Below are 24,669 nucleotides of genomic sequence, written 5' to 3' on the forward strand. Positions count from 1 at the left end.
TATTAAAGTTAAACATATCTATTTTTTAAATCAGTGAGAAGTGGAAGCCAGAGGTTCGGCAGAAGGTGGGGCTGCCTCCAATGCAGCTCCCCATAACCTGTTTGCCTTGTTACCCATTACTAATTCTAACTTTCCACCTTTCATTATATCTTTATGTTCGAACCACGGTTTATTCCATGGTTTACCGTTAAGCATTGCAGACTGAATGTATTTGTTCTCGTCCGAACAGTTTTCAGCTATGATTTCAAAGGTTTTCCCATTACCTAATGCTATCCTTACATGATTAAATAATGGAGAACCTATATTATAGGTTGGAGAGCCTGGAGTGACTGGATAAAAACCCATTGCTGAAAATACGACAAATGCACTCATTCCACCACCATCTTCATCACCTGGTACTCCCATCAAGTCGTTACGGAACCATTGCCTCATTAAAGAACGGATTCTTTTTTGAGTCATCCAAGGTTGACCAGCATAATTATAAAGATAGGGAATATGCAGACAAGGTTCGTTTGCCATTGAGAATTGCCCTACGTTTCCCGTATGATCCGGAAGATGAGAATAGAAAGAAAATTTAGCTTCGCCTATTGGTTCTCTAAAAGTCTGATTCAGGTTATCTATAAATTTCTCGCGTCCACCCATCAGCGCGATCAAATCTGCCGGGTTGTGCTGTACATCCCAACGATAGATCCAGCCATTATTTTCTCCATAATAGTCACGTGCTCCCATACCACCGGAAAAACGGTAGTCAAAAGGGTAAATAAAGTCTCCTTTGTTGTCGCGAGGGTGGAAAAATCCAGTTTCGGCATTATATACATTGCGGTAGGAATAGGCAATTTTCATAAATTGTTCGTATTCGCCATTGTATCCGAATGTATGTGCTATTTGTGCCAGACACCAATTATCGTAACAATTACCAAGCATAACAGAGATAGCTTGGCGACGTTCGAAGCCATGTACACCTAAACATGTTTCTTCTTCACCCGGGTGGAGTGCAGGAAAATATCCGTATTGCTGATAGAAAGAATCGAGCTCTGTTAACGGCCCTTTCTGCCAAGGTAACAGGGTTTTCTCTGTAATAGCACCCTTACATGCTTTGTATGCTTGTTCTAAATCAATGTCTGTGATTCCCTTGCAGTAAGCATCCCATATAGTAGCTACTGCATGATTTCCATTCATACGATGGCTGTCACCCGTTATTTCGGGGAAGGTGGGCATCCATCCGTTGGGCGATTGCTGTGCCATACGGATAAAAGAACTGACCATCGCACGTTCTTTTTCCGGTTCGATCAGAATCCGTAAAGGATGTACAGCACGATATGTATCCCAAATCCAGTCATCTGTATAAAAAGGAATTCCACCATCCATATGTATTTGATTGTCAAAAGCGCTGTAATAAGATCCGTCTTCGGATATGTTAATCATTCGTTCGTAAGTTCGATACAGCGAAGTGTAGAATATTACTTTTTGATCATCTGTCCCACCTTTTATTTCTATTTTTCCCAAAGTTTCGTTCCATATCTTCCGTCCGGTTTCTGCCACCTTATCTATATCGTACGTGTGGATTTCACGGCGCAGATTTTTCTTTGCTTGTTCTATACTGATAAATGAAATTCCGTATCGAAGAGTGATCTTTTTACAAGAACCGTAATCAAAGACTATAGCTGCATTTTCTCCGTCTACCCGTTGGCAAGCAGAATTCATTATTCCATTTTGCAAACCACCTTTGGAAATCGCTTCACAGTCTGACTCCATAAAAAGATAGATTGTTGTTTTATCATCCAAATACTGACAACCACCTATTCCTTCATTATCTACGAATAAATAACCGTTCCGTGTGTTCAGTATAATCTGGCTATTGGCTGCTCCTTCATAAGTAAAAGTATAAATACCGGACTGATAAGAAGGAGCAAAATCAACCAAAATATTATTTTCATCGAGGTAAACCTGATAATGATAGGGAGATATTTTCTCTCTGTCGTAAGAATAGTCCTGCACGGAAGAAATTCCTTCATTCAGTCCGCAAACAGGACTCAAGTTGAATGCCGAAGCTCCACGATGACTTGTCACTGCAATTGGAAGTCCATGACACAAATCGGAAGTGAAATCTTTCCGTTCAGGATATACACGCAACATTCCATTAGGCAAGTGAACTGTCGGATAAGTGGGAAACAATAAATGACTGATATTTCCCATATAAGGATTTACATAATCTACCGGTTCCGTCTTCTCCTTTGCGTAAGAAATGGATCCCAAAACAAAGAAAGAGAATACTCCAATAATCAACGCTGTCTTTCGTATGCTTTTCATTCTATTATAATTTATAAAATTGATAAGCAAAAGTAATATCAGCGTCTTAATCAGGTATTAATCACGACTTAATCGACTAAATAAAAAGCTATAATAGGTTATATAAACATTTGAAAAACAACTTTTTAATTCATAATATTTATTTTTAAAAAGAAAAGAAGATACTTCCTATACACAAAGATCCTACCTTTCTTTCTAACTATAATTTATTTCTGTTAATTGCCTATTATGTCAGTATAATTAAAATCTGGTCTTACCCCAAGCACTCGAATATATTCTGCACAGAAATTTTCATAACATTGTTTTGCCAGACCTTTTTTACCTAAATGATAAAGAGCGTAACACTTATTTTGTATAGCAGTTTCGTCTGTCGAATCACAACTTAACATTGTTTCTGATAACTTCAGTAAAAGCATCAAGTCTTTGCTCTTTTTTACAAACTCATAAGCATCCAATAACACATCTGATAATAAAATCAGATATTCAGACTTAAATTTATCTGCCCATTCTTCTGTAATATCAGGTAATAACTCTCCTCTACTCCCTAATTCGGCAATTTTATTTAATAGTCCTACATTTATTTCACTGCCTTCCTTTACCATTCTCAGTAAGTCGCAAATCTCAATATAATCACAATTCACTGATGAATCTATTGTCATATACCAATAACTGTTCTTATAGGCAATATTGATTCCGCCAATTTCCTTTAATAACAATCGGAGTTTACTTATATTCACATTTCTGTTATTAGTAGCATTACTCTTGTCCATATCCGACCAAAATATTTCATTTAGTTGTTCCGAGGTTATGCCATTAGCATTTTTATAGGAATATAACAACATATATACAAACAAACTACGTAATATAAGAGTAAATCGAGAAGTTATATCATGCCCTTCCGAATCATTTACCTGAAAACCTCCCAATAAACGAATAAAAGAGGGCTGAATTAATTCTTTTTCCTTCACTTCTACAGTATAAAATGAGTTTTCATCTCTTCTTACAACATTTTTCTGCTTTCTCTTCCATAATATAACTAACACTGCCAATGTTCCCCCAATTCCAATAATCAAAATCAACCATATCCAACCTGTTGAATGCTTTTCAGGAACAGATTGAAGTACGTCTGATAAGTGCAAAACAGGATACCCTAATGTATATACCTCGACACAAGTTTTTCCGATGCCATCCTGATATGCTAAAACAGTAACTAATTCAGTGGTACCTTGATTATAAAATAAAGTACAATAAGAACTGGTATCATGAAACTGATATGGTATAGAATCTGCCATATATGTTCGATCTGGTTTTTCAATTCCAAAACAGTTCAATCTGATTTGAGAAAATGCTCGATCATTAGCAAAAGAAAGTGCATAAATATGCTCTTTATCAAGATCTACTACCATTGCATTTCCAAATGCTTCCACCTTTGCATTAGAAAAAGTCCACAATTTTTGACTGCTCATCTTCTCAACATCTATGCAATGAAGATCATAATAATTCTCTGGGTTCCCTTCTTGTTTACCAGATTTGCTACCATACCCTCCTAACAATAAAACCTTATTATTTCCCAAATATCCCATTGCCGCTAAATAACGAGGTTCAATCAAATGAGCAAGATCCTTTTGCTGCCAAGATATTGAATCAATGGAATGCATGAACAAGACCGAACTATAACGATAAAATCCATAGCCACCAAAAAGTATAACTTTTGCCAAATCAGGAATATAGCAGCTACTATGATGCAGATACGAAAGAAGTATATCAGGAATAGCTCTTTCCCATTCATTTTTTTCAAAACTATAACGATTCAGTCGTTCTTGTTCTGCACTATAGGAAATCAACTCATCATGAACCGAATCATATACTAAACTGGAAGCAGCTGTAAAATAAGGATGCCCAGTATTTACAATAACAGTATCCAATCGTTCCCGTTCTATGGAATATTGGTAAATAGTATCCTTTAAGGCTATAAACACCCCCCCATCTGTCGGACGTTGATATGGAGCAAATTGAAGAGAAGTCCCCGGTATAATAAACGAAGCTTTTTTTCTCCACCGAATATGATGATCTATTTCCCAAATCCCATTTCGTACTGTAGCCCGGGAAGATTTAACCTCATCATAAACTTCATTATCTCCATGTTGTAATAAAGTCCATTTTCTCAAGAGTTCTCCTTTCAGATCTAAAATCCTTACATTACGCAAACTCATCGGAGCCACATCTGTACTTGGAAAAGATTGCCCGGTATGTAACCCAAAAGCTATACGAACATTATTCAATTGCGGCAACTTCACGGGAATACTCCATTCTTTTTCATTTAGAATACAGACAATTAATTGCTTTTTATAGTTTAACTTAAGTTCTACTTGAAACCAATCCGAACTATTGAATTTAGGAATCGAATCTAAGTGTGATATATCTACCAGACTTTGATTTCCTTTCATCAAAAATAATTGGCTGTGGCTCCATCCTTTATTGGACAACAAGTCAATATTTAATGTATCATTTAAAATAACACGAACAATATACCCATAATTATGCTCTTCATTGCGCAAATGAACATCAAAACCCAATGAAAAACCATCATGAAAAGAAAGTGGAGTATTCGGAGTTAAATTTAGCTCCGTCCGCTTTTCCGGAATCACTCTGTGAGCCTGGAAAAAGAGCCCTGTATTTGCCCTAACATACAGGACATTACATAAAAAAAATAACAGTAATATACAAACAATTGTACTTTTATTATTCATAGATTTTCATTATAAGAGAAACAAAAATATAGAATTATTTTTATATTAAATGTTAAATCATTCTTTTTCAAGGTAGCATTGCCAAATTTCATGTTTCTAGCTTATATGTACCATAAATTAAACCTCTTAAAATTATTAAAACAAGCCTTCCAGGAATACCCATATAAATATTAGGTAGTTTGGTACAAATCACGTAAATTTGTGCCTCAAATTGAAATAACAATATAAATCACTATAAATAAAAACTTTATCACTATGGAGTACAATTTCAGAGAAATTGAAAAGAAGTGGCAGAAAAGGTGGGTGGAAGAGAAAACCTACCAAGTTAAGGAAGACGATTCAAAGCAAAAATTTTATGTACTAAACATGTTCCCTTACCCGTCAGGAGCCGGACTACACGTAGGACATCCGTTGGGATACATTGCTTCGGATATTTATGCCCGTTACAAACGACTGCAAGGCTTCAATGTACTCAACCCGATGGGATATGACGCATACGGTCTGCCCGCAGAACAATATGCCATCCAGACCGGACAACACCCCGCTATCACTACTGTCAACAATATCAATCGCTACCGCGAACAGTTGGACAAGATCGGTTTCTCTTTTGACTGGAGCCGTGAAATCCGTACCTGCGATCCGGAATATTATCATTGGACACAATGGGCTTTCCAAAAAATGTTTAATAGCTACTATTGCAACGATGAACAAAAAGCACGTCCAATCGAAGAACTGGAGAAAGCTTTTGCAAGTCAAGGAACTGCAGGATTGAACGCTGCTTGCAGCGAAGAACTTAGCTTTACCGCTGAAGAATGGAATGCCAAGAGTGAAAAGGAACAGCAGGAAATCCTGATGAACTATCGCATTGCCTATTTGGGTGAAACGATGGTAAACTGGTGTGCCGAGCTAGGAACTGTATTGGCAAACGATGAAGTAGTGGACGGGGTCAGCGAACGTGGCGGCTATCCTGTCGTTCAGAAAAAGATGCGCCAATGGTGTCTGCGTGTATCCGCATACGCACAACGCCTGCTGGACGGATTGGACACTATCGACTGGACTGATTCACTGAAAGAAACTCAAAAGAACTGGATAGGCCGTTCGGAAGGTGCCGAAATACAATTCAAAGTAAAAGACAGCGATCTTGAATTTACTATCTTTACTACCCGTGCAGATACGATGTTCGGCGTTACCTTTATGGTATTGGCTCCGGAAAGCGAACTGGTAGCACAAGTCACTACTCCCGAACAGAAAGCGGAAGTAGATGCTTACCTCGACCGCACCAAGAAACGTACGGAGCGCGAACGTATCGCCGACCGTAGCGTTACCGGTGTATTCAGTGGAGCGTATGCCATCAATCCGTTTACCGGTGAAGCAGTACCTATTTGGATCAGTGATTACGTATTGGCAGGATATGGAACAGGAGCCATCATGGCTGTACCCGCTCACGATAGCCGCGACTATGCTTTTGCCAAACATTTCGGATTGGAAATCCGTCCGTTGGTAGAAGGGTGTGACGTTAGCGAAGAAAGTTTCGATGCAAAAGAAGGTATCGTCTGCAACTCTCCGCGCCCGGACGTAACTCCTTACTGTGACCTTTCTTTGAACGGATTGACTATCAAAGAAGCCATTGCAACAACCAAGAAATATGTGAAAAACCATAACTTGGGACGTGTGAAAGTAAACTATCGTTTGCGTGACGCTATCTTCTCACGCCAGCGTTATTGGGGAGAACCGTTCCCTGTCTATTATAAAGACGGAATGCCCTATATGATTGACGAAAGCTGTCTGCCATTGGAGCTTCCGGAAGTAGCTAAGTTCCTGCCTACCGAAACAGGCGAACCTCCATTGGGTCACGCTACCAAATGGGCGTGGGATACTGTAAACAAATGTATCACAGAAAACGAGAAGATCGACAATGTTACCATTTTCCCGTTAGAATTGAATACAATGCCCGGATTTGCCGGTTCTTCCGCTTACTATCTCCGTTATATGGATCCACGTAACCACAAAGCATTGGTTGACCCGAAAATAGACCAGTACTGGAAGAACGTAGATCTCTACGTAGGTGGTACCGAACATGCTACCGGACACTTGATTTACTCTCGTTTCTGGAATAAATTCCTGCATGATATAAACATTTCCGCTGTAGAAGAACCGTTCCTGAAATTGGTAAATCAAGGCATGATTCAAGGACGCAGCAATTTTGTATATCGTATCAAAGATACCAATACATTCGTTTCTCTGAATCTGAAAGATCAATATGACGTCACTCCGATCCATGTCGATGTGAATATCGTATCCAACGACATTCTCGATCTGGATGCATTCAAGGCATGGCGTCCTGAATATGCAACGGCAGAGTTTATTCTGGAAGACGGAAAATACGTTTGCGGATGGGCAGTTGAAAAGATGAGCAAATCCATGTTCAACGTAGTAAATCCGGATATGATTGTAGACAAATACGGTGCGGATACACTTCGTATGTATGAAATGTTCTTAGGTCCGGTGGAACAATCCAAACCTTGGGATACCAACGGAATAGACGGGGTACATCGCTTTATCCGTAAATTCTGGTCATTGTTCTACAGTCGTACAGACGAATATCTGGTAAAGGATGAACCTGCAACGAAAGAGGAACTGAAGAGTTTGCACAAACTGATTAAGAAAGTAACGGGAGACATCGAACAGTTCTCTTACAATACTTCTATCAGTGCATTCATGATTTGTGTAAATGAGCTTTTCAATCTGAAATGCAGCAAGAAAGAGATATTGGAACAGCTTGTTGTCGTTCTTGCTCCTTTTGCTCCCCACGTTTGCGAGGAGTTGTGGGATGTACTCGGACACAAAACTTCCGTATGTGATGCCGAATGGCCTGCATACAACGAAGAATATCTGAAAGAAGACACAATCAACTATACCATCTCTTTCAACGGAAAGGCACGTTTCAATATGGAATTTGCAGCAGATGAAACATCGGACGCTATTCAAGCGGCTGTATTGGCTGACGAACGTTCGCAAAAATGGATCGAAGGCAAGACACCGAAAAAGATTATCGTTGTCCCGAAGAAGATTGTAAACGTCGTACTTTAATTTGTCTCACCACAGATTACACGGATTTACACAGATAAATCACGAATTAATAAATCTGTGATAATCTGCGGTAATCTGTGGTGAAACTATCATATAAATCTACTTTTATGTATAAACTGGAAAAGGCGGAATTAATGAGAGAAGTGAAAGATTATATCTACATTACTCTCGGATTGATAAGTTATTCTTTGGGATGGGCGGCATTCTTACTACCCTACCAGATAACGACCGGTGGAACTACCGGTATCGGAGCTATTATTTATTATGCAACCGGATTTCCGATCCAATGGTCATATTTTATTATCAATGCAGTTCTGATGACATTTGCCATCCGTATGCTAGGTCCCCGATTCAGTATAAAGACTACATACGCCATCTTTATGCTGACATTCCTGCTTTGGCTTTTTCAGTTGATAGTCAACAATTATGTAGTGGCACCGGATATGACACTGGACGGCAAACCGTTATTGCTTGGACCCGGACAAGATTTCATGGCTTGTATTATCGGAGCAGCCATGTGCGGTGTAGGTTTGGGCATCACTTTCAATTATAACGGAAGTACCGGTGGAACGGATATCATTGCAGCCATCGTCAACAAATACAAAGATGTATCACTCGGAAGAATGATCATGATCTGTGACGTAGTTATCATCAGTTCCTGCTACTTTATATTCCATGACTGGCGCCGTGTTATCTTTGGTTTTGTCACACTGTTCATTATTGGTGTCGTATTAGACTGGATTATCAACAGTGCCCGTCAATCGGTTCAATTTCTTATCTTCTCAAAAAAATACGATGAAATAGCCGACCATATCATAAAAGATACCAATCGTGGGGTAACGGTACTCGACGGCACCGGATGGTATAGTAAAGGCGATGTAAAAGTATTGGTGGTACTCGCCAAGAAACGCCAGTCATTAGACATCTTCCGCATGGTAAAACGTATCGACCCGAATGCATTTATCTCACAAAGTTCCGTTATCGGAGTATATGGAGAAGGATTCGACAAGTTGAAATAATCAGTTGATTGTTATTGAATAACTCTATTGAAATAAAAAAGAATGATGAAACGCAAACTTGTATTTGCCACTAACAATGCCCATAAACTGGAAGAGGTAGCAGCCATTTTGGGAGATCAAATAGAATTGTTAAGCCTGAATGATATCGATTGCCACACAGATATTCCCGAAACAGCCGATACATTGGAAGGAAATGCGTTGCTGAAATCTTCCTTTATCTACAACAACTACGGTTTGAACTGCTTTGCGGACGACACCGGTCTGGAAGTGGAAGCATTAGGTGGAGCTCCCGGAGTCTATTCCGCACGTTATGCAGGTGGAGAAGGACATGACGCGCAAGCCAATATGCTTAAACTGCTCCACGAGTTAGAAGGAAAGGAAAATCGCAAAGCACAGTTCCGTACTGCTATCTCATTGATATTGGACGGTAAGAATTATCTTTTCGAAGGAATAATAAAAGGCGAGATAATCAAAGAGAAACGGGGTGAATCAGGCTTTGGATATGATCCTGTCTTTCAACCGGAAGGTTATGACAAGACTTTTGCCGAACTAGGAAATGATATAAAAAACAAAATAAGTCACCGTGCATTAGCCATACAAAAGCTCTGTGAGTTCTTACAACGCTAATAATCCATATTCCAACAATATATAAAGCACAGTAATTCACTCTGCTTGCTCATTAATTATATACTTCATACATCACGAAAAAGAAGTTTATAAATGCGGAGTTGGTAGTACAGCCAGTAAAGATAAAATAACCTGCAAAGACTATTTTATCTTTACTTTTAATATTCTCCTATATTTTATTCTGCTTTGATTTCAATAACACGACTATTCAACTGTCGTGTAGTGAAAACGTTCAAACCGACATTCATCAGATATTCACCGGAGAAAAGCTGACCATTATCTTTCAAAGAAGAACTACTACCAGACATCATGTTAATTTCCTTCACACGATACATCTGATCCGAATTCAGTCCTTGTAAACGGACAGGTAATGTTTTTTCTCCATAACGAGGATGAATATCAAAAGCAAAAACCACGGCTGTTTTCTTATCTTTCCCCACATACATGGAAGAAGTATGGTTGCTGCCATAAGGAGAAACAAGACGATACAAATCACCATCAAGAATAACAGGCTTCAAGCGATTATAGTTCTTGACTGCCTGAACACAATACAAGTGATCGCTCTGACTCATATCATCCAACTTAATATCAAATCCCAATTTACACATCATAGCAACATCCGTACGGAACTTAATGCTGGTTCCACGATTCCAAGTGGTAACATGAGCACACAGTGTTTTACTGGGAAATACCTGCGAAAATCCCCATTGAATAAAAAGACGTTCGATAGGATCAGTATTGTCGCTTGGCCAAAACTCTGTAAAATATTTCAAGGCTTCATAATCAGAACGTCCGCCACCACCGGAACACAACATCATAGGAAGATCAGGGTACTTCGCCTTGATTCTGTCCAACACTTTATAGAGTCCACGCACATAATCAATATACAAATGAGACTGGTTTTCTTTCAGATACATTGAATAAATGTTTGTAATAGGACTATTGCAATCCCATTTGAAGAAAGCAATACCCGGATACTTGGTCATCAACTTATCTACCACGCCGAATACATGATCCTGCACTTTCGGATTACTAAGATCAAGCACCATTTGGTTACGGAAATAATATTCATCACGGTTAGGCAGATGAATCACCCAATCTTTATGGTTTTCATAAAGCTCGCTCTTGGGATTCACCATCTCCGGCTCTATCCACAAACCGAATTTAATGCCTTTCTTTTGTGATTCTTCGACAAGACGTCCGATTCCGTTCGGAAGTTTGTCTGCCGTTTCTTCCCAGTCACCCAATCCCTGACGGTCACTGCTACGAGGATACTTATTAGCAAACCAGCCGTCATCCAACAGAAACATATCCACTCCCAATTTGGTAGCCTCATCTATCAGACCGATCAGTTTATTTTCATCGAAATTAAAATAAGTCGCTTCCCAATTATTTAATAAAGTCATGCGTGTTTCACCACCCTTCTTTACCTGATGATTGCGTGCCCAATCATGAAAACTACGGCTGGCCTCACCCTTACCCTGACAACTATAAGTGAAATAGAAATCCGGAGTACGGAAAACTTCGTTGGCGGGAAGTTTATATTCAGAAGCATACGGGTTAATACCACTGATGATGCGCAACTCGTTTTTATTGTCCACCTCGAAAATAAAACGGAAATTGCCTGTCCATCCCAAAGTACCTACAAGCACTTCACCTGCATTCTCCTGTGAAGGATTACCTAAAGACAGTTGGAAGAAAGGAGAAACAAACAAATTGGCACGTGTGCCCAATTTTGTATCCACCACTTTCTTACCAAAATCCAGTTCCCTTTCAGTTATATTGGCTTCATGTGCCCAGTCACCGGAAAATTCAGTCAGAAAATATCTGCTACTATTCAGGTGCAGCATGGAAGAAGCGTATTTGCTGAGGATAACAGGTTTCTTCTCCTGATGGTTGATTTCACTGAAAGTACGGATGACATTCTCTTTGCCGTAAGCTATATAATGAAGCTTCACCGTAACGGGGTATTTATCATCCTTGAGTGTAATCACCGTCTCGTTGACTCCGTCACCTTTCGGTTCGTTCGAATGCTCCACATACTTAAGAAGCAATGAAGAGTTGTTATCATTATGCCGCATGTGGATAGCCGGTTCAAAGTAATCTTCCATACCATGAGTCAGATAAGCTTCGGTTCCCTGCGGAAGAAATTGTATATCAGAGTCATGGTTCAGTCTTTTACCAAGATACTTCTGATACAAACGCCCGTTATCCCCCACCTGATAGATCAGGCTGGTCCGTTCTGTTTCTATCTTAATTAGAGGCCTATCGGAAGCCTGTAAAATAGAAACAGAACCCAATAACAAAAAAAATAAGAATGATTTTAGTTTCATAGTATATTAGATTCTAAATTTTATAATCCCAGCTTAGCCGAAATCTCCAACATCCGTTGAATCGGCTTCACAGCTTTCTTCGCTACCTCCGGATCCACCGTAATTTCCGGTGATTCATTCTTCAGACACTCATACAGCTTCTCTAACGTATTCAACCGCATAAAGCTACATTCATTACAGCCGCACGTACTATCATTCGGAGGAGCGGGAATAAACACTGTTTGCGGACACTTCTTCTGCATCTCATGCAAGATACCTGATTCGGTAGCCACAATATATGTATTTTCGGGATGATTCACGGCGTATTTCAACAGGGCAGCCGTAGAACCTACTACATCCGCCAGTTTCAGTACCGTACTCTTACATTCGGGATGTGCCAGCACCAATGCTTCGGGATGTTGTGCTTTCAGCTCCACAATCTTTTCAACAGAGAACTGTTCGTGCACATGGCAGGCTCCGTCCCAAAGTAACATATTGCGGTTCGTAACTGAGTTGATATAATTTCCCAAATTCCTATCCGGACCAAAAATTATTTTCTCATCTTTGGGGAAGCTTTCCACGATCTGCTTCGCATTAGTGGAAGTCACCACTACATCCGTTACCGCTTTCACGGCAGCTGTCGTATTGACGTACGAAATAACGGTGTATCCGGGATGCTCTTTGACAAACTGCGCAAACTTATCCGCCGGACAACTGTCTGCCAACGAACAGCCTGCCGCCATATCGGGAACCAATACTTTTTTCTCCGGACAAAGAACCTTTGCCGTTTCACCCATAAAGTGAACACCGCACATCACGATGATGTCTGCTTTCGTTTTCGCCGCCCATTGGGCCAATGCCAAACTGTCACCAACGTAATCGGCGATATCTTGTATCTCACCCTTCTGGTAGTAGTGCCCCAGAATGATTGCATTCTTCTCTTTCTTCAGCTCGTTTATAGCTTTTATTAGTTCATTCATTATTATATTCTTTTTTCCTTCTTTTAAAAAAAATCCTTTGTTAGTGATGATAGCCTGTTAATAATGTTAGCAAATAAATACGATTTTCCTTGCCTGATAAGTTATTAGTTCATACTTCTGCTTTATGAGTCCGTTATAAACTGAATAAATAAGAAGATATCTTATCCTACTTGCTTTATTATCAATGGAAATATCCCCAAATTGAAGTTATATATTAACTCCCTGTTGATAAAGTGCAAAGTTAAAAACTTTATGGATATAAACAGGCAGATAAGTGCTGAAAAATATGTTTATGTCTGTGTAGAAAGTTTAGAGTTTATTTTTTGGAATGTTCATAAAGAAGCCTCCTTATATCTTCTTTTGAATAATGCAAGAATTATTTTTCAAAATCTTTGCCGATAGTTTTGACAGGTTTTAAACCGTTATCAACATCTCTGTTAACAGAAAAGAGTTACCTTTGCGACAAGAACGCAATATAAAGGAAACAAGAACATCATATAAAGAAAAGACGTATGCGTAAACTAAAAATAACAGAGTTGAACCGTATTAGTGCCGAAGAGTTCAAACAAGCCGAAAAACTGCCTTTGGTAGTGGTGCTGGACGATATTCGTAGTCTGCATAATATAGGTTCCGTATTTCGTACATCGGATGCATTCCGTATTGAATGTATCTACCTTTGTGGCATAACGGCCACTCCTCCACACCCCGAAATGCATAAGACGGCTTTGGGGGCTGAGTTCACTGTCGATTGGAAGTATGTTAATAACGCTGTTGATGCGGTTGATAACCTCCGGAAAGAGGGGTATGTTGTCTATTCCGTAGAACAGGCGGAAGGAAGCATTATGTTGGATAAGCTCGAATTGGATAAGACCAAAAAATACGCCATTGTGATGGGAAATGAAGTGAAAGGAGTGCAGCAGGAGGTTATCAACCATTCGGATGGCTGTATAGAAATTCCCCAATACGGAACCAAACACTCCTTGAATGTTTCGGTAACCACCGGGATTGTCATTTGGGATTTGTTCAAGAAACTACGTTAAGAACACAATTCCGTATTGGTTAATAAATGGTTGATAACTGGTTTATTATTTAGTTAATTCTCTGATTATTAAAGGTTTTTATTTTGTTAATAACTATCCGGTAACTTTAATGTGAATAGCTGTTAGAACAGTTATTAATAAGTTGCTTGTCAGTTGTTAATAGCTGAGTTTTCAACTGTTAATACTTGACAGGTCAGTTATTAATACTTGAAAACTCAATTATTAATAGCCGGCAATTCGGTTATCAACAGTTGAGTTAATAGCTTCTGTGAATTAGTGGATAATGTATCAGATTTGTCCGTTCTCCACCATCAACACCACACGTTCTGTTAGCTTGTCCTCTCCTTGCGGATCATATTCCTTTTTCAGGCTAGCACCGAACAATGCGGCAAATGCCTGATAGAATCCTGCTTTGAAAGGTCCCATAAATGCTTTCACCAGTTCATAACTGGTTTGGTTACTTTGGCGGTCTATTAGCTTTATCAACAATTTCCCTTGTGCGAAAGAGAGTTTTTTCATTCGGGCGGTATATTGCTCTTTCAACCCTTTTTCTACTCGTTTGATGTGTTTTTGGCGTGCTTTTTCATTGGGCAGAGTTTGAAGATATTCGTAAGTTTCGATGATAGCCTGGTTGATTTCTTTAGAGATAGGATATACCTTTTTCACGTTGCGTATGAGGCGATAGTACTCTCTACGTTCTTTTTCATTCTTGAATTTCAGCGGACGGAAGATATACACAGTTCTTAACTGGACACATGGAATCGTATCTCCATTGTAGATACACATGGGAACCAAGTATCCATTGATGCTTTGCTTTTCCTGCGCCTGCGTTTTCAGCGAATAGCAAACGATGGCAAACAGTGTCATTACTACTATGTTAAGCCTTCTTTTCACGGTACAAAAATAGAACTAAAATTTTATTATTTAGTCTTTTCACAAAGATGTTAACCTATTTAAAGTATCTTTGCGCCCTTGTCTGCAAAGAAAGCAAGGAATAAAATACTTTTTATTGATGAAAACTACTCAACTAATCCGGTTGATAAGTATTATAAACAGCTTGTTCATAATTCCTGCTTGTAGTGCTCAAAACCCCACTGAAAGTCTTTTAGAGGATATTCTCGAAGATTTATCTGTTAATAATGATATTGATAACTCTGTGAATACCTTGAATTTGGAAAATGAATTGGAAGAACTTTCCAGCCGTTTGAAAGAACCGGTTAATTTGAATATCGCCACTCGTGAACAACTTGAACAATTTCCTTTTCTGAGCGATATTCAGATCGAACATTTGTTGGCATATATCTATATTCACGGACAGATGAAAACCATTTATGAACTTCAGTTGGTAGAGGATATAGACAGGCAGACTATCCAGTATCTATTGCCTTTTGTTTATGTAGAAGCTATTAACAATGAACCTGCTTTTCAGTGGAAAACCATGTTGAAAAGTGCAGCTAAATATGGTAAGCATGAAGTGCTAACCCGCATGGATATACCGTTTTATAAGCGTAAAGGTTATGAACATACCTATCTGGGACCTTCTGTTTATAACTCTGTGAAATATGGTTTTCGATATAGTGATCGGCTTTATGCGGGAGTGGTTGGCGAGAAAGATGCGGGAGAGCCTTTCGGAGCTTTGCATAATCGGTACGGCTATGATTATTATTCTTTTTATCTGCTGTTGAAAAACTGTGGTCGGTTGAAAACATTAGCTGTTGGTAACTATCGGTTAAGTTTCGGTCAAGGGCTAGTGGTTAGTACGGATTATCTGATGGGGAAAACGATCTATGCTTCTTCTTTCAATAATCGTAGTGGTGGAATAAAGAAACACTCTTCTACGGACGAATACAATTACTTTCGGGGAGTGGCGGCTACGGTGAGTGTAGATAATCATTGGGATGTTTCCGCATTTTATTCACATCGGAAAAAGGATGGAGTGCTAACCGACGGAGAGATTACATCTATTTATAAAACCGGACTGCATCGGAGCCGGAAAGAAGCGGATAAGCGGAACTTGTTCACATTACAGTCGGCAGGTGGAAATATAACTTATCAACAGAACCGTATCAAGTTGGGTATCACCGGTATTTACTATGTTTTCAACCGACCGTATGAACCGGAATTAACAGGCTATTCCAAATACAATCTTCATGGGAATAACTTTTATAACTTGGGAGTAGATTATGCTTATCGCTGGCATCGTTTTTCTTTTCAGGGAGAGACGGCGATGGGAAAACAAGGTTGGGCTTCTTTGAACCGTTTGCAATATTCACCGGTTCAGAACACGATACTTATGTTGATACACCGGTTCTATTCCTATAATTATTGGGCAATGTTCGCTCATTCTTTTGAGGAAGGAAGTACGACCCAGAATGAGCAGGGATATTATTTCGGGTTGGAAACCTCTCCTTTTGCCCGTTGGAGGTTTTTTGCTTCATTCGACTTGTTTTCCTTTCCGTGGAAAAAATACAGAGTCAATAAAGCTTCTCGTGGAGCGGATGTACTGCTTCAATCTACTTTTACTCCGCAAAATAATATTTCGATGGATTTGAAGTACCGTTATAAACGAAAAGAGCGTGACTGGACGGGTAGTAAAGGAGCATTGACACTTCCTGTCTTTCACCACCGACTTCGTTATCGTTTGAACTATTCTTTGAAAGAAGTGTTTAGCAGTCGTACAACTTTAGATTATAATCATTTTCATTTTCAGGACAGAGCTGCTAACATCGGATATCAGGTTACACAGATGATATCCTCCCAACTGCCTTGGGCCAGGCTGTTTGCTGACGTTCAAGGCAGTTACTTTTATACCGACAGTTATGATTCGCGCGTATATGCATCCGAGAAAGGGCTGCTCTATACATTTTATACTCCTTCATTTCAAGGATGTGGATTTCGATATAGTATCCGGCTGAGATATGAACCGAACAAACACTGGTTGTTCATAACCAAGTTCGGAGAGACGGTCTACCTGGATCGTAACGAGATAGGTTCCGGTAATGATTTGATACGCGGAAATAAAAAAGCAGATGTGCAAATGCAACTCCGTATTAAGTTTTAAACTATCTTTGTCAATCGGAAAAACAATAAGAGACTACGATATTCATGGAAGATAAAGCCACTTTTGACAAAATGTTTAATGAATGGTATGCGCAATTTGTATATTTTGCATACTATTTCATCAATGATGCTGAAGTCTGTCGTGATATCGTAAGTGATGCCTTTGAGTATTTGTGGCGCAATTATGATAAGATAGAAGAAATTACGGCAAAGACTTATCTTTATACAATTATCCGTACCCGTTGTATCGATTACCTTCGTAAGCAAAACATCCATGAAGAATATGTGGAATTTGCTTCGCAGTTGGCAAGTCGGATCGTAGAATCCCATTCTCATGAGTCGGACAATCGTATTTTACTTATTCGCAAAGCGATGGAAAAGCTGACACCTTATAATTGTCGGATTCTGGAAGCGTGTTACATTCAGAACAAGAAATATAAAGAAGTGGCGGAAGAACTGAATGTCAGTGTAGCTGCTATTCATAAGAATATAGTGAAAGCTTTGCGTATTCTCCGTGAAGAATTAGGGCAAAAAGGTAACCAAGATGAACTTTAAATCGTAAATATATATATCGAATAAATGATTTATGGACACTAAAGATATAAATATAAGTAAGTCGGAAGAAGAAGCTCTGAAAATAATGGAGGATACTTCCAGTGTCACTTCCGGACAGATACAAAGTTTAAAGGAAGATGAAGAATGTATGCAGATATGCAGTGATATGGCGGAGCTTACCATAGAGATGCAGAAAGCGAAAAATACACTGGTAATTGATATACAGAAAGAGCTGGCTGATTTTCATCGTAAACATTCTGAAGATAATAAGCACAGAAAAAATACTTCTCTCTTTTGGATAAGTTTTGCCGGAGTGGCGGCAACGGTTATTGTTGTATTGGTTTTGCGTGGGATGTTATTTTCATCGGAACCGGAACATATTCAAGTCTTTCAGGCAAAAGCTTCCGCTCAGGAAGTCACTTTGCAGGTAGACGATGAAAAAGAAGCCAAGCCTCTGGAAGAAATTGTGCAAACATTTCCTTCTACCATTGCCCAAGTTTCTTCAAAAGGAGTGGGTTATCGCCCTGTGCAGACTGAAAACAAGGAAACAAGAAAGACTAAAGTTCAAATACACAGATTGAGTATTCCTAGGGGGCAAACATTTACGGTTGTTTTGTCTGACGGCACCGAAGTACTGATGAACTCGGACAGCCGTTTGTGCTATCCTACGGTTTTCAAGGGAAAAGAAAGAGTGGTTACGTTGGAAGGTGAAGCTTATTTTAAAGTGGTTAAAGATACCGGACATCCTTTTATCGTAAAGAGCGGTAATACACAGGTTCGTGTGCTTGGGACCGAATTTAATGTCAGAAGCTATTCCCCTGCCGAAATTTGTGTCACGCTGATAAAAGGAAAAGTAGCAGTTAGCGATACTTGTGGAGTACATGCCGTAGAAATGAAACCGGGACAGAGTGCGCAATTGTCTTCTGATGGAGCATACGTTGTGAATGAAGTTGATATAGAGTCATTCTTGTATTGGAAGGAAGGATTTTTCTATTTCGACGATGTTGCCTTAGTTGACATGATGAAAGAGATAGGGCGGTGGTATAATATAGATATAGAGTTCCGTAATAGCAAAATTATGGATTATCGGATGCATTTCTTTGCAAATCGTCACCAAGACATTTATCATCTGATCGAATTATTGAATCGTATGGAGAGCTTTACCGCTTCTTTGGAAACAGGAAAGCTTATTATTGAATAAAAGACGAGCAAAAAGACATAAATCTGAATAAAAGAGTATATTTCTGAAAAATAACTCCTTTTAAGGGTAACCATTCTTTTTTAAACTTCGTATACAATTTAAAAAATGAAATATTACTTAACTATTATTCAGGCTTATGAAAAAGAATCGGGCACAGAAGTTCATTGTTTTGTTCTTGCTTTCTCTTTTTGCATATTCGCTGCATACGCAGGCGCAGGAAGAAAAAGGGAAGCAGATCACGATGGAGTTTAGAAACGAAGGGCTGCCTTCTGTTTTTAAACGTTTGGAGAAAATATCGGGATATAAAGTACTTTTTATCTACGATGAAATCAGTTCTTACACAGTCACAGGCAAAGTGGAAAAAGCTACAATCGACGGAGCATTGAAGGTGATTATAGGAAAGCACCCGTTGAAATATCACATCGACGGCCAGTTTATCAATATTACGAAAAAGACCGCTAAAGTGATACGGGAAGTAAAAGGAAAAGTGCTTTCCGAAGAAGATGGCTTTCCGGTGATTGGAGCGACCGTTATGGTGGAGGATGCGAATATCAGTACCATTACGGATAATAACGGAAATTTTAAACTCTCCGATGTTCCACAAGATAATCAGGTCAGAGTATCGTATGTGGGTATGCAGACTCAGTTATTGAATCCCACTTCTTATATGTCGGTAGTGATGAAAACAGACACGAAAGCATTGAACGAAGTAGTGGTGACCGGTATGTTCAGCCGCAAGAAAGAAGGTTTTACCGGTTCGTCTGTCACTATCAAAGGAGAGGATTTGAAGAAATACAGTACAAATAATGTGGCTAAAGCATTGGCCGCCGTTGCTCCCGGACTGCGTATCGTTGATAATATAAACATGGGTTCCAATCCGAACAATTTGCCTGATATGCGTATGCGCGGCGGTGCCAATATGGATTTGGAATCAAGAGGTGCGGTTGATTTTAATTCGGCCAATAATGATGTTATTGCCGTTCAAGGTGAGTATGAAACTTACGCAAATCAACCGTTGCTGATCATGGATGGTTTTGAAATTGGTATACAGACACTAGCCGATTTGGATCCCGACCGCGTTTCTTCTATTGTTCTGTTGAAGGATGCTGCCGCTACAGCAATATATGGTTCGCGTGCTGCGAATGGAGTAATCGTAATTGAAAGTAAAACTCCCAAACCCGGACGTATCTGGGTTACATACGGAGGTGAACTTCGTATTGAAACTCCGGATTTGACAGGATATAATTTGATGGATGCAAGAGAGAAACTGGATGCGGAATTGAAAGGAGGGGTTTATACGTATGGCGGGGAAACACTGGAAAAATGGAGACTTTATCAGTATAAATTGCGTGAAGTATTGGCGGGAGTAAATACATATTGGTTGGATAAGCCTTTACAGACTTCTATTCAACAACGCCACACTGTCACTTTGGAAGGAGGTGATGAGGCATTACGCTATCGGATGTATGTCGGATATAATAATTCTCCGGGTGTAATGAAAGACAGTAAGCGTGATGTATTGACAGGTTCATTGGATTTTCAGTATCGTTTGAAGAAAGTATTGTTGAAGAATAGTATAACTCTTGATAATTCGGTTGCTAATGAGTCTCCGTGGGGAAGTTTCAGTGAATATACCCGTTTGAACCCTTATTTACGTCCTTATGGAGAAGATGGAGAAATTCAGAAACGTTTGGATAACTTTGAAGGAATAGGAGGTGATTCGAATTACTTGAATCCGATGTATAACACTACATTCAACAGTAAGGATCAAAGTAAGAATTTTGCTGTACGCGAGCTTTTTAAAGTAGAATACAATCCTACTGAAGAACTTCGTTTGGAAGGTGCGTTTTCGTTATCGAAAAGTGTAGGACATCGCGATATTTTCCGTCCTGCACAACATACTGCGTTTGATGATGTGACTGATCCTACTCTGAGAGGTGATTATCGCAGAAGCCAAAGTGAATCGGTTAGTTGGGGAGTAGATTTAACAGGAAGTTGGAATAAACAACTGAGAGATCATTATCTGACAGCTAATGCCCGTATGAGTGTATTAGAGAATACTTCGGAAACTTTTGGTAACTATGTTACAGGTTTCCCGAATGATAATATGGATAATTTATTATTTGGTAAAAAGTATAATGAAAAAGTAACCGGTTTGGAAAGCACCAGTCGGTCTATCGGTTGGGTAGCAGCCGGAGGATATTCATATAAATATAAGTATTCGTTTGATTTCAATATACGTTTGGACGGTTCTTCTCAATTTGGAAAAGATAATCGATGGGCTCCTTTCTGGTCGACTGGATTGCGCTGGGATTTAAAGAAAGAAAACTTCTTGAAAAACGTCTCTTTTATTTCCGACTTGATATTGAGAGGTACTTATGGTACTACCGGTTCACAAGGGTTTGACCCTTATCAGGCACATGGGTATTATACATATGCTAACCTGCTGCTGCCTTATTATTCATCAGATGCTACCGGTTCGGAGATTCTGGCAATGCACAATGAAAGTTTAAAATGGCAAACTACCAAAAGTACCAATTTAGCGTTGGAACTGGGACTATTTGACCAGCGTTTTACCGCTCGTATAGAATATTACCGTAAAATAACCGATAATATGATTACTCAGGTTAGTCTTGCACCTTCCGTTGGTTTTCCCAAATATCCCGAGAACATCGGTAAGATAGAGAATAAAGGTTGGGAGATCAGTCTTTCTGCTATTCCTTATAAGAATACTGCCAAACAAGCTTATTGGACCATTATGGTGAACGGTTCGCATAATGCTGACAAATTATTAAAAATATCAGAAGCGATGAAACACATGAATGATCAGAATTCATTAAAGCTAAAAGATATGCCATTACCCCGCTATGAAGAAGGAGAATCTCTTTCCCGTATTTGGGTAGTGCGTTCGTTGGGTATTGATCCGGCTTCTGGAGATGAAATTTTGTTGAAACGCAATGGAGAAATGACAAGTGCTGTCAATTGGAATGCGAATGATGTAGTACCAATTGGTAATACGGAACCTAAATGGCAAGGATATATTAATTCCTCTTTTACTTATATGGGATGGGGAGCCGATGTAAGTTTCAGATATCAGTTTGGTGGTCAGGTATACAATCAGACTTTACTTGATAAAGTGGAAAATGCGAATTTGAAATATAATGCTGACCGCAGGGTATCTCAACTCCGTTGGATGAACCCGGGTGATAAGGCACAGTTCCGTGCTATTAATTCTACGGGATGGGAAACGAAGGCTACTTCCCGTTTTATTATGGATGAAAATGTATTTCAGGGAAGTTCTTTATCGGTCTATTATCGTATGGACCGTACGAATACCAAGTTTATCGGCCATTGGGGATTGAGTTCGGCTAAAGTATCCTTCAATATGGAAGATTTCTTCTACTTGTCTACTGTAAAACGTGAAAGAGGTTTATATTATCCTTATTCACGTCAGTTCACATTTTCTTTGAATGTAGGTTTCTAATTAAAAACATATTTGTATGAAACATATTATATATATACTATTAACGACAATGGTGCTGGGGATTGTGTCCTGCAGTGATTGGTTGGATGTCTCTCCGAAAACTTCTATTCCTGCCGATAAGCAATTTGAATCGGAATCCGGGTTCAAGGATGCTCTTACGGGTATTTACTTAAAATTAGGAACAAGAGAGTTATATGCCGGAGATTTGACTTATGGATATTTGGATGAATTGGCAGGTTTATATACAAATTATCCCGGTTATAATACGAATACCGTTTTTAATCAAAGTATTGTGTTTGATTATGAAAATCAGTTCTTAAGTAAAAAGAACGGGATTTATGCAGATATGTATACTATCATCGCCAATATTAATAATTTTCTGGAATATGTAGATAAGAATAAAGACGTATTGGTAACGGAACGATTTTATGAAACTATGAAAGGAGAAGCTCTCGGACTCCGGGCTTTTCTTCATTTTGACTTATTACGTTTGTTTGGTCCGGTTTATAAAAAGAATCCTGCGTCTGAGGCTATTCCTTATCGTACAGCTTTCAATAAAGATGCTACTCCTATTCTATCAGCAGATGAAGTGGTAAACGCTATTTTGAAAGACTTGAATGAGGCTGAAAAACTTCTGAAAGAGAATGACCCGTGTGACTTTTTTACAGATCATGAAAATGAAGCATACAAAGATAAGAATCATTTTCTTGTGAATCGTGAGTTCAGGATGAATCTGTATGCTGTGAAAGCAATGTTAGCTCGTGTATATTGTTATAAAGGGGATGTGGAAAGCCGGAAATTGGCTGTGGAATATGCCAGAGAGGTAATTGGAGCTTCTAAATATTTTACTTTATATAAATCACAAACGGCTGCTAATTATAATTCCATACGATATGCAGAGCAGATTTTCGGAATAACAGTAAATGAATTTTCTAATTTACTTTCGGATAATGGTATGGATATGGAAAGTGTCAATACGGAATATCACTTCATGACTTCAAAAGAAAATTATGAATTATTTTATGAAACTGAAGGAGCCGGTAATACGGATTGGAGACGTTTGGCTGTGATGTTCACTGTCGTAAATTCTTCAGACGGAAGCGGAGTCGTTTTTAGTAGAAAGTATAATCAAAAGCCGCTGACAGTGTCTTATAACTATTCTGGAGCTAATGCGGTACCTTTGATTCGTCTGCCGGAAATGTATTATATCGTAGCGGAATGTGCCACTATTCCTTCGGAGAGCGCCGAAGCATTGAATACAGTCCGTTTTGCGCGGGGCATTTCTTATAATGACGAGATTCTAACCGATGGCTATGATAATGTTGATGCTGCTTCGGAAGAGAATAAGCAACAGACTAAGCGCGTCAATGAAATTATGAAAGAATATAGAAAAGAGTATTTTGCCGAGGGGCAACTTTTCTATTTCTTGAAAGCGCATGATTATAGTACTTATTATGGTTGTGGAGTAGAAGCTATGACCGATGCACATTATCAGGTGACTCTGCCGGATAATGAGTATATTTTTGGAAATAACTCTAAATGATAAAGCATTATGAAAAGAATTATATATTTTGCTTTACTGATTCTTATCAGTGGTGTATATATGGGGTGCAGTGAAAATGAAATAGAGCTGTACAATCAGACACCTCGTATTAATTTTTATGGAAATACACATTTACGTATTCTTATTGATACGGATTATGTGAAGAAAGAACCTTATTCAGTAGATAGTTTTACCGTACAGATTCAAGGGGATCTTTTGAAAGAAAGCCGTGATTTTTGTGTAAAAGTAACTCCGAACAGTAATTATAAAAATTCTGTAGATGTGTTATTGAACGATAAGTATACATATACTTCTTTGGATACTATCCATCAGGTCTTTTATTTTAGATTTACTCGTCCGGAAATGAAGAAAGGTAAGAATTTATATGGTTGTAATCTCGAATTTGATTTAGATAATTCTGCACATAAGTTTGATAAAGGGTTGGTAGAAAAGAATCAGATAATTTTTTCTGTGAGATGGGAAATTGAACCTGATGAGTGGGATTGGGAATGGGGAGACTATAGTGATGCCAAATATATGTTTATGATGGATATATTGGGACATACATCGGAAGATGTAGAAGATATTGATGCTGATAAGGCTAAAGTTGTAGATGCTTATGCAAATTATAAAGCAGAAGGTAACCCTCCTATTTTGGATGAAGATGGAAATGAAATAAGTTTTGAATAAGATTAAAA

General features: G+C 38.9%; 15 protein-coding genes. 10 read left to right on the forward strand and 5 right to left on the reverse strand.

What is annotated here, in order from left to right; all coding sequences use genetic code 11:
• Window positions 1-30: 30 nt before the first annotated feature.
• Together GD630_RS15885 and GD630_RS15890 are read right to left on the reverse strand one after the other, a co-directional pair.
• On the reverse strand, window positions 31-2,310 hold the full coding sequence (locus GD630_RS15885) for a GH92 family glycosyl hydrolase (RefSeq protein ID WP_143867334.1): 2,280 nt from the start codon (window positions 2,308-2,310) through the stop codon (window positions 31-33).
• A 215-nt stretch (window positions 2,311-2,525) separates the two neighbouring features.
• Window positions 2,526-5,060: a hypothetical protein gene (locus GD630_RS15890; RefSeq protein ID WP_143867331.1), complete on the reverse strand. Its 2,535-nt coding sequence runs from the start codon at window positions 5,058-5,060 to the stop codon at window positions 2,526-2,528.
• 255 nt (window positions 5,061-5,315) lie between these two features.
• On the opposite strand from GD630_RS15890, the gene leuS reads away from it, so the two are divergent.
• The 3 genes from leuS to GD630_RS15905 all read left to right on the forward strand — a co-directional run bounded on the left by leuS (window position 5,316) and on the right by GD630_RS15905 (window position 9,796).
• Complete coding sequence (leuS, locus tag GD630_RS15895) at window positions 5,316-8,150, forward strand: leucine--tRNA ligase (RefSeq protein ID WP_143867330.1); 2,835 nt, start codon at window positions 5,316-5,318, stop codon at window positions 8,148-8,150.
• Window positions 8,151-8,257: 107 nt separating this feature from the next.
• A complete protein-coding gene (locus GD630_RS15900; RefSeq protein WP_143867327.1) occupies window positions 8,258-9,169 on the forward strand; it encodes a YitT family protein in 912 nt (303 codons plus the stop codon).
• 45 nt (window positions 9,170-9,214) lie between these two features.
• On the forward strand, window positions 9,215-9,796 hold the full coding sequence (locus GD630_RS15905; protein ID WP_143867367.1) for a non-canonical purine NTP diphosphatase: 582 nt from the start codon (window positions 9,215-9,217) through the stop codon (window positions 9,794-9,796).
• 176 nt (window positions 9,797-9,972) lie between these two features.
• On the opposite strand, the gene GD630_RS15910 is transcribed toward GD630_RS15905, so the two are convergent.
• Both GD630_RS15910 and nadA read right to left on the reverse strand, forming a co-directional pair.
• Window positions 9,973-12,129, reverse strand: coding sequence for an alpha-galactosidase (locus GD630_RS15910; RefSeq protein ID WP_143867324.1), 2,157 nt, complete (start codon window positions 12,127-12,129; stop codon window positions 9,973-9,975).
• A 20-nt stretch (window positions 12,130-12,149) separates the two neighbouring features.
• Window positions 12,150-13,088, reverse strand: a complete 939-nt coding sequence (gene nadA, locus GD630_RS15915; RefSeq protein ID WP_143867321.1) for a quinolinate synthase NadA — start codon at window positions 13,086-13,088, stop codon at window positions 12,150-12,152.
• Window positions 13,089-13,600: 512 nt separating this feature from the next.
• On the opposite strand from nadA, the gene GD630_RS15920 reads away from it, so the two are divergent.
• A complete protein-coding gene (locus tag GD630_RS15920; RefSeq protein WP_007762613.1) occupies window positions 13,601-14,128 on the forward strand; it encodes an RNA methyltransferase in 528 nt (175 codons plus the stop codon).
• A 288-nt stretch (window positions 14,129-14,416) separates the two neighbouring features.
• Here the strand turns inward: GD630_RS15920 and GD630_RS15925 are convergent, their stop codons facing one another.
• Complete coding sequence (locus GD630_RS15925; protein WP_143867319.1) at window positions 14,417-14,995, reverse strand: DUF4294 domain-containing protein; 579 nt, start codon at window positions 14,993-14,995, stop codon at window positions 14,417-14,419.
• Window positions 14,996-15,140: 145 nt separating this feature from the next.
• Between GD630_RS15925 and GD630_RS15930 the strand changes: the two genes are divergently transcribed.
• The 6 genes from GD630_RS15930 (at window position 15,141) to GD630_RS15955 (ending at window position 24,661) form a co-directional block, all read left to right on the forward strand.
• Window positions 15,141-17,189 carry a helix-hairpin-helix domain-containing protein gene (locus GD630_RS15930; RefSeq protein ID WP_143867317.1) on the forward strand — a complete coding sequence of 683 codons (2,049 nt, stop codon included), beginning with the start codon at window positions 15,141-15,143 and terminating at the stop codon, window positions 17,187-17,189.
• A gap of 44 nt (window positions 17,190-17,233) precedes the next feature.
• The gene (locus GD630_RS15935; RefSeq protein ID WP_143867314.1) at window positions 17,234-17,743 is read left to right on the forward strand and encodes a sigma-70 family RNA polymerase sigma factor; all 510 of its coding nucleotides are present in this window, start codon (window positions 17,234-17,236) and stop codon (window positions 17,741-17,743) included.
• A gap of 31 nt (window positions 17,744-17,774) precedes the next feature.
• Entirely contained in the window at window positions 17,775-18,944 is a 1,170-nt protein-coding gene (locus GD630_RS15940; RefSeq protein WP_143867312.1) for a FecR family protein, read from the forward strand.
• Window positions 18,945-19,080: 136 nt separating this feature from the next.
• Window positions 19,081-22,428 carry a SusC/RagA family TonB-linked outer membrane protein gene (locus GD630_RS15945; RefSeq protein WP_143867309.1) on the forward strand — a complete coding sequence of 1,116 codons (3,348 nt, stop codon included), beginning with the start codon at window positions 19,081-19,083 and terminating at the stop codon, window positions 22,426-22,428.
• A 16-nt stretch (window positions 22,429-22,444) separates the two neighbouring features.
• Entirely contained in the window at window positions 22,445-23,971 is a 1,527-nt protein-coding gene (locus tag GD630_RS15950; RefSeq protein ID WP_143867307.1) for a RagB/SusD family nutrient uptake outer membrane protein, read from the forward strand.
• Window positions 23,972-23,980: 9 nt separating this feature from the next.
• Window positions 23,981-24,661 (forward strand): DUF4843 domain-containing protein, encoded by a 681-nt coding sequence (locus GD630_RS15955; protein WP_143867304.1) that lies wholly within the window; start codon window positions 23,981-23,983, stop codon window positions 24,659-24,661.
• Window positions 24,662-24,669: the final 8 nt, after the last annotated feature.

The sequence above is a fragment of the Bacteroides zhangwenhongii genome (assembly GCF_009193325.2).
Taxonomy (GTDB): domain Bacteria; phylum Bacteroidota; class Bacteroidia; order Bacteroidales; family Bacteroidaceae; genus Bacteroides; species Bacteroides zhangwenhongii.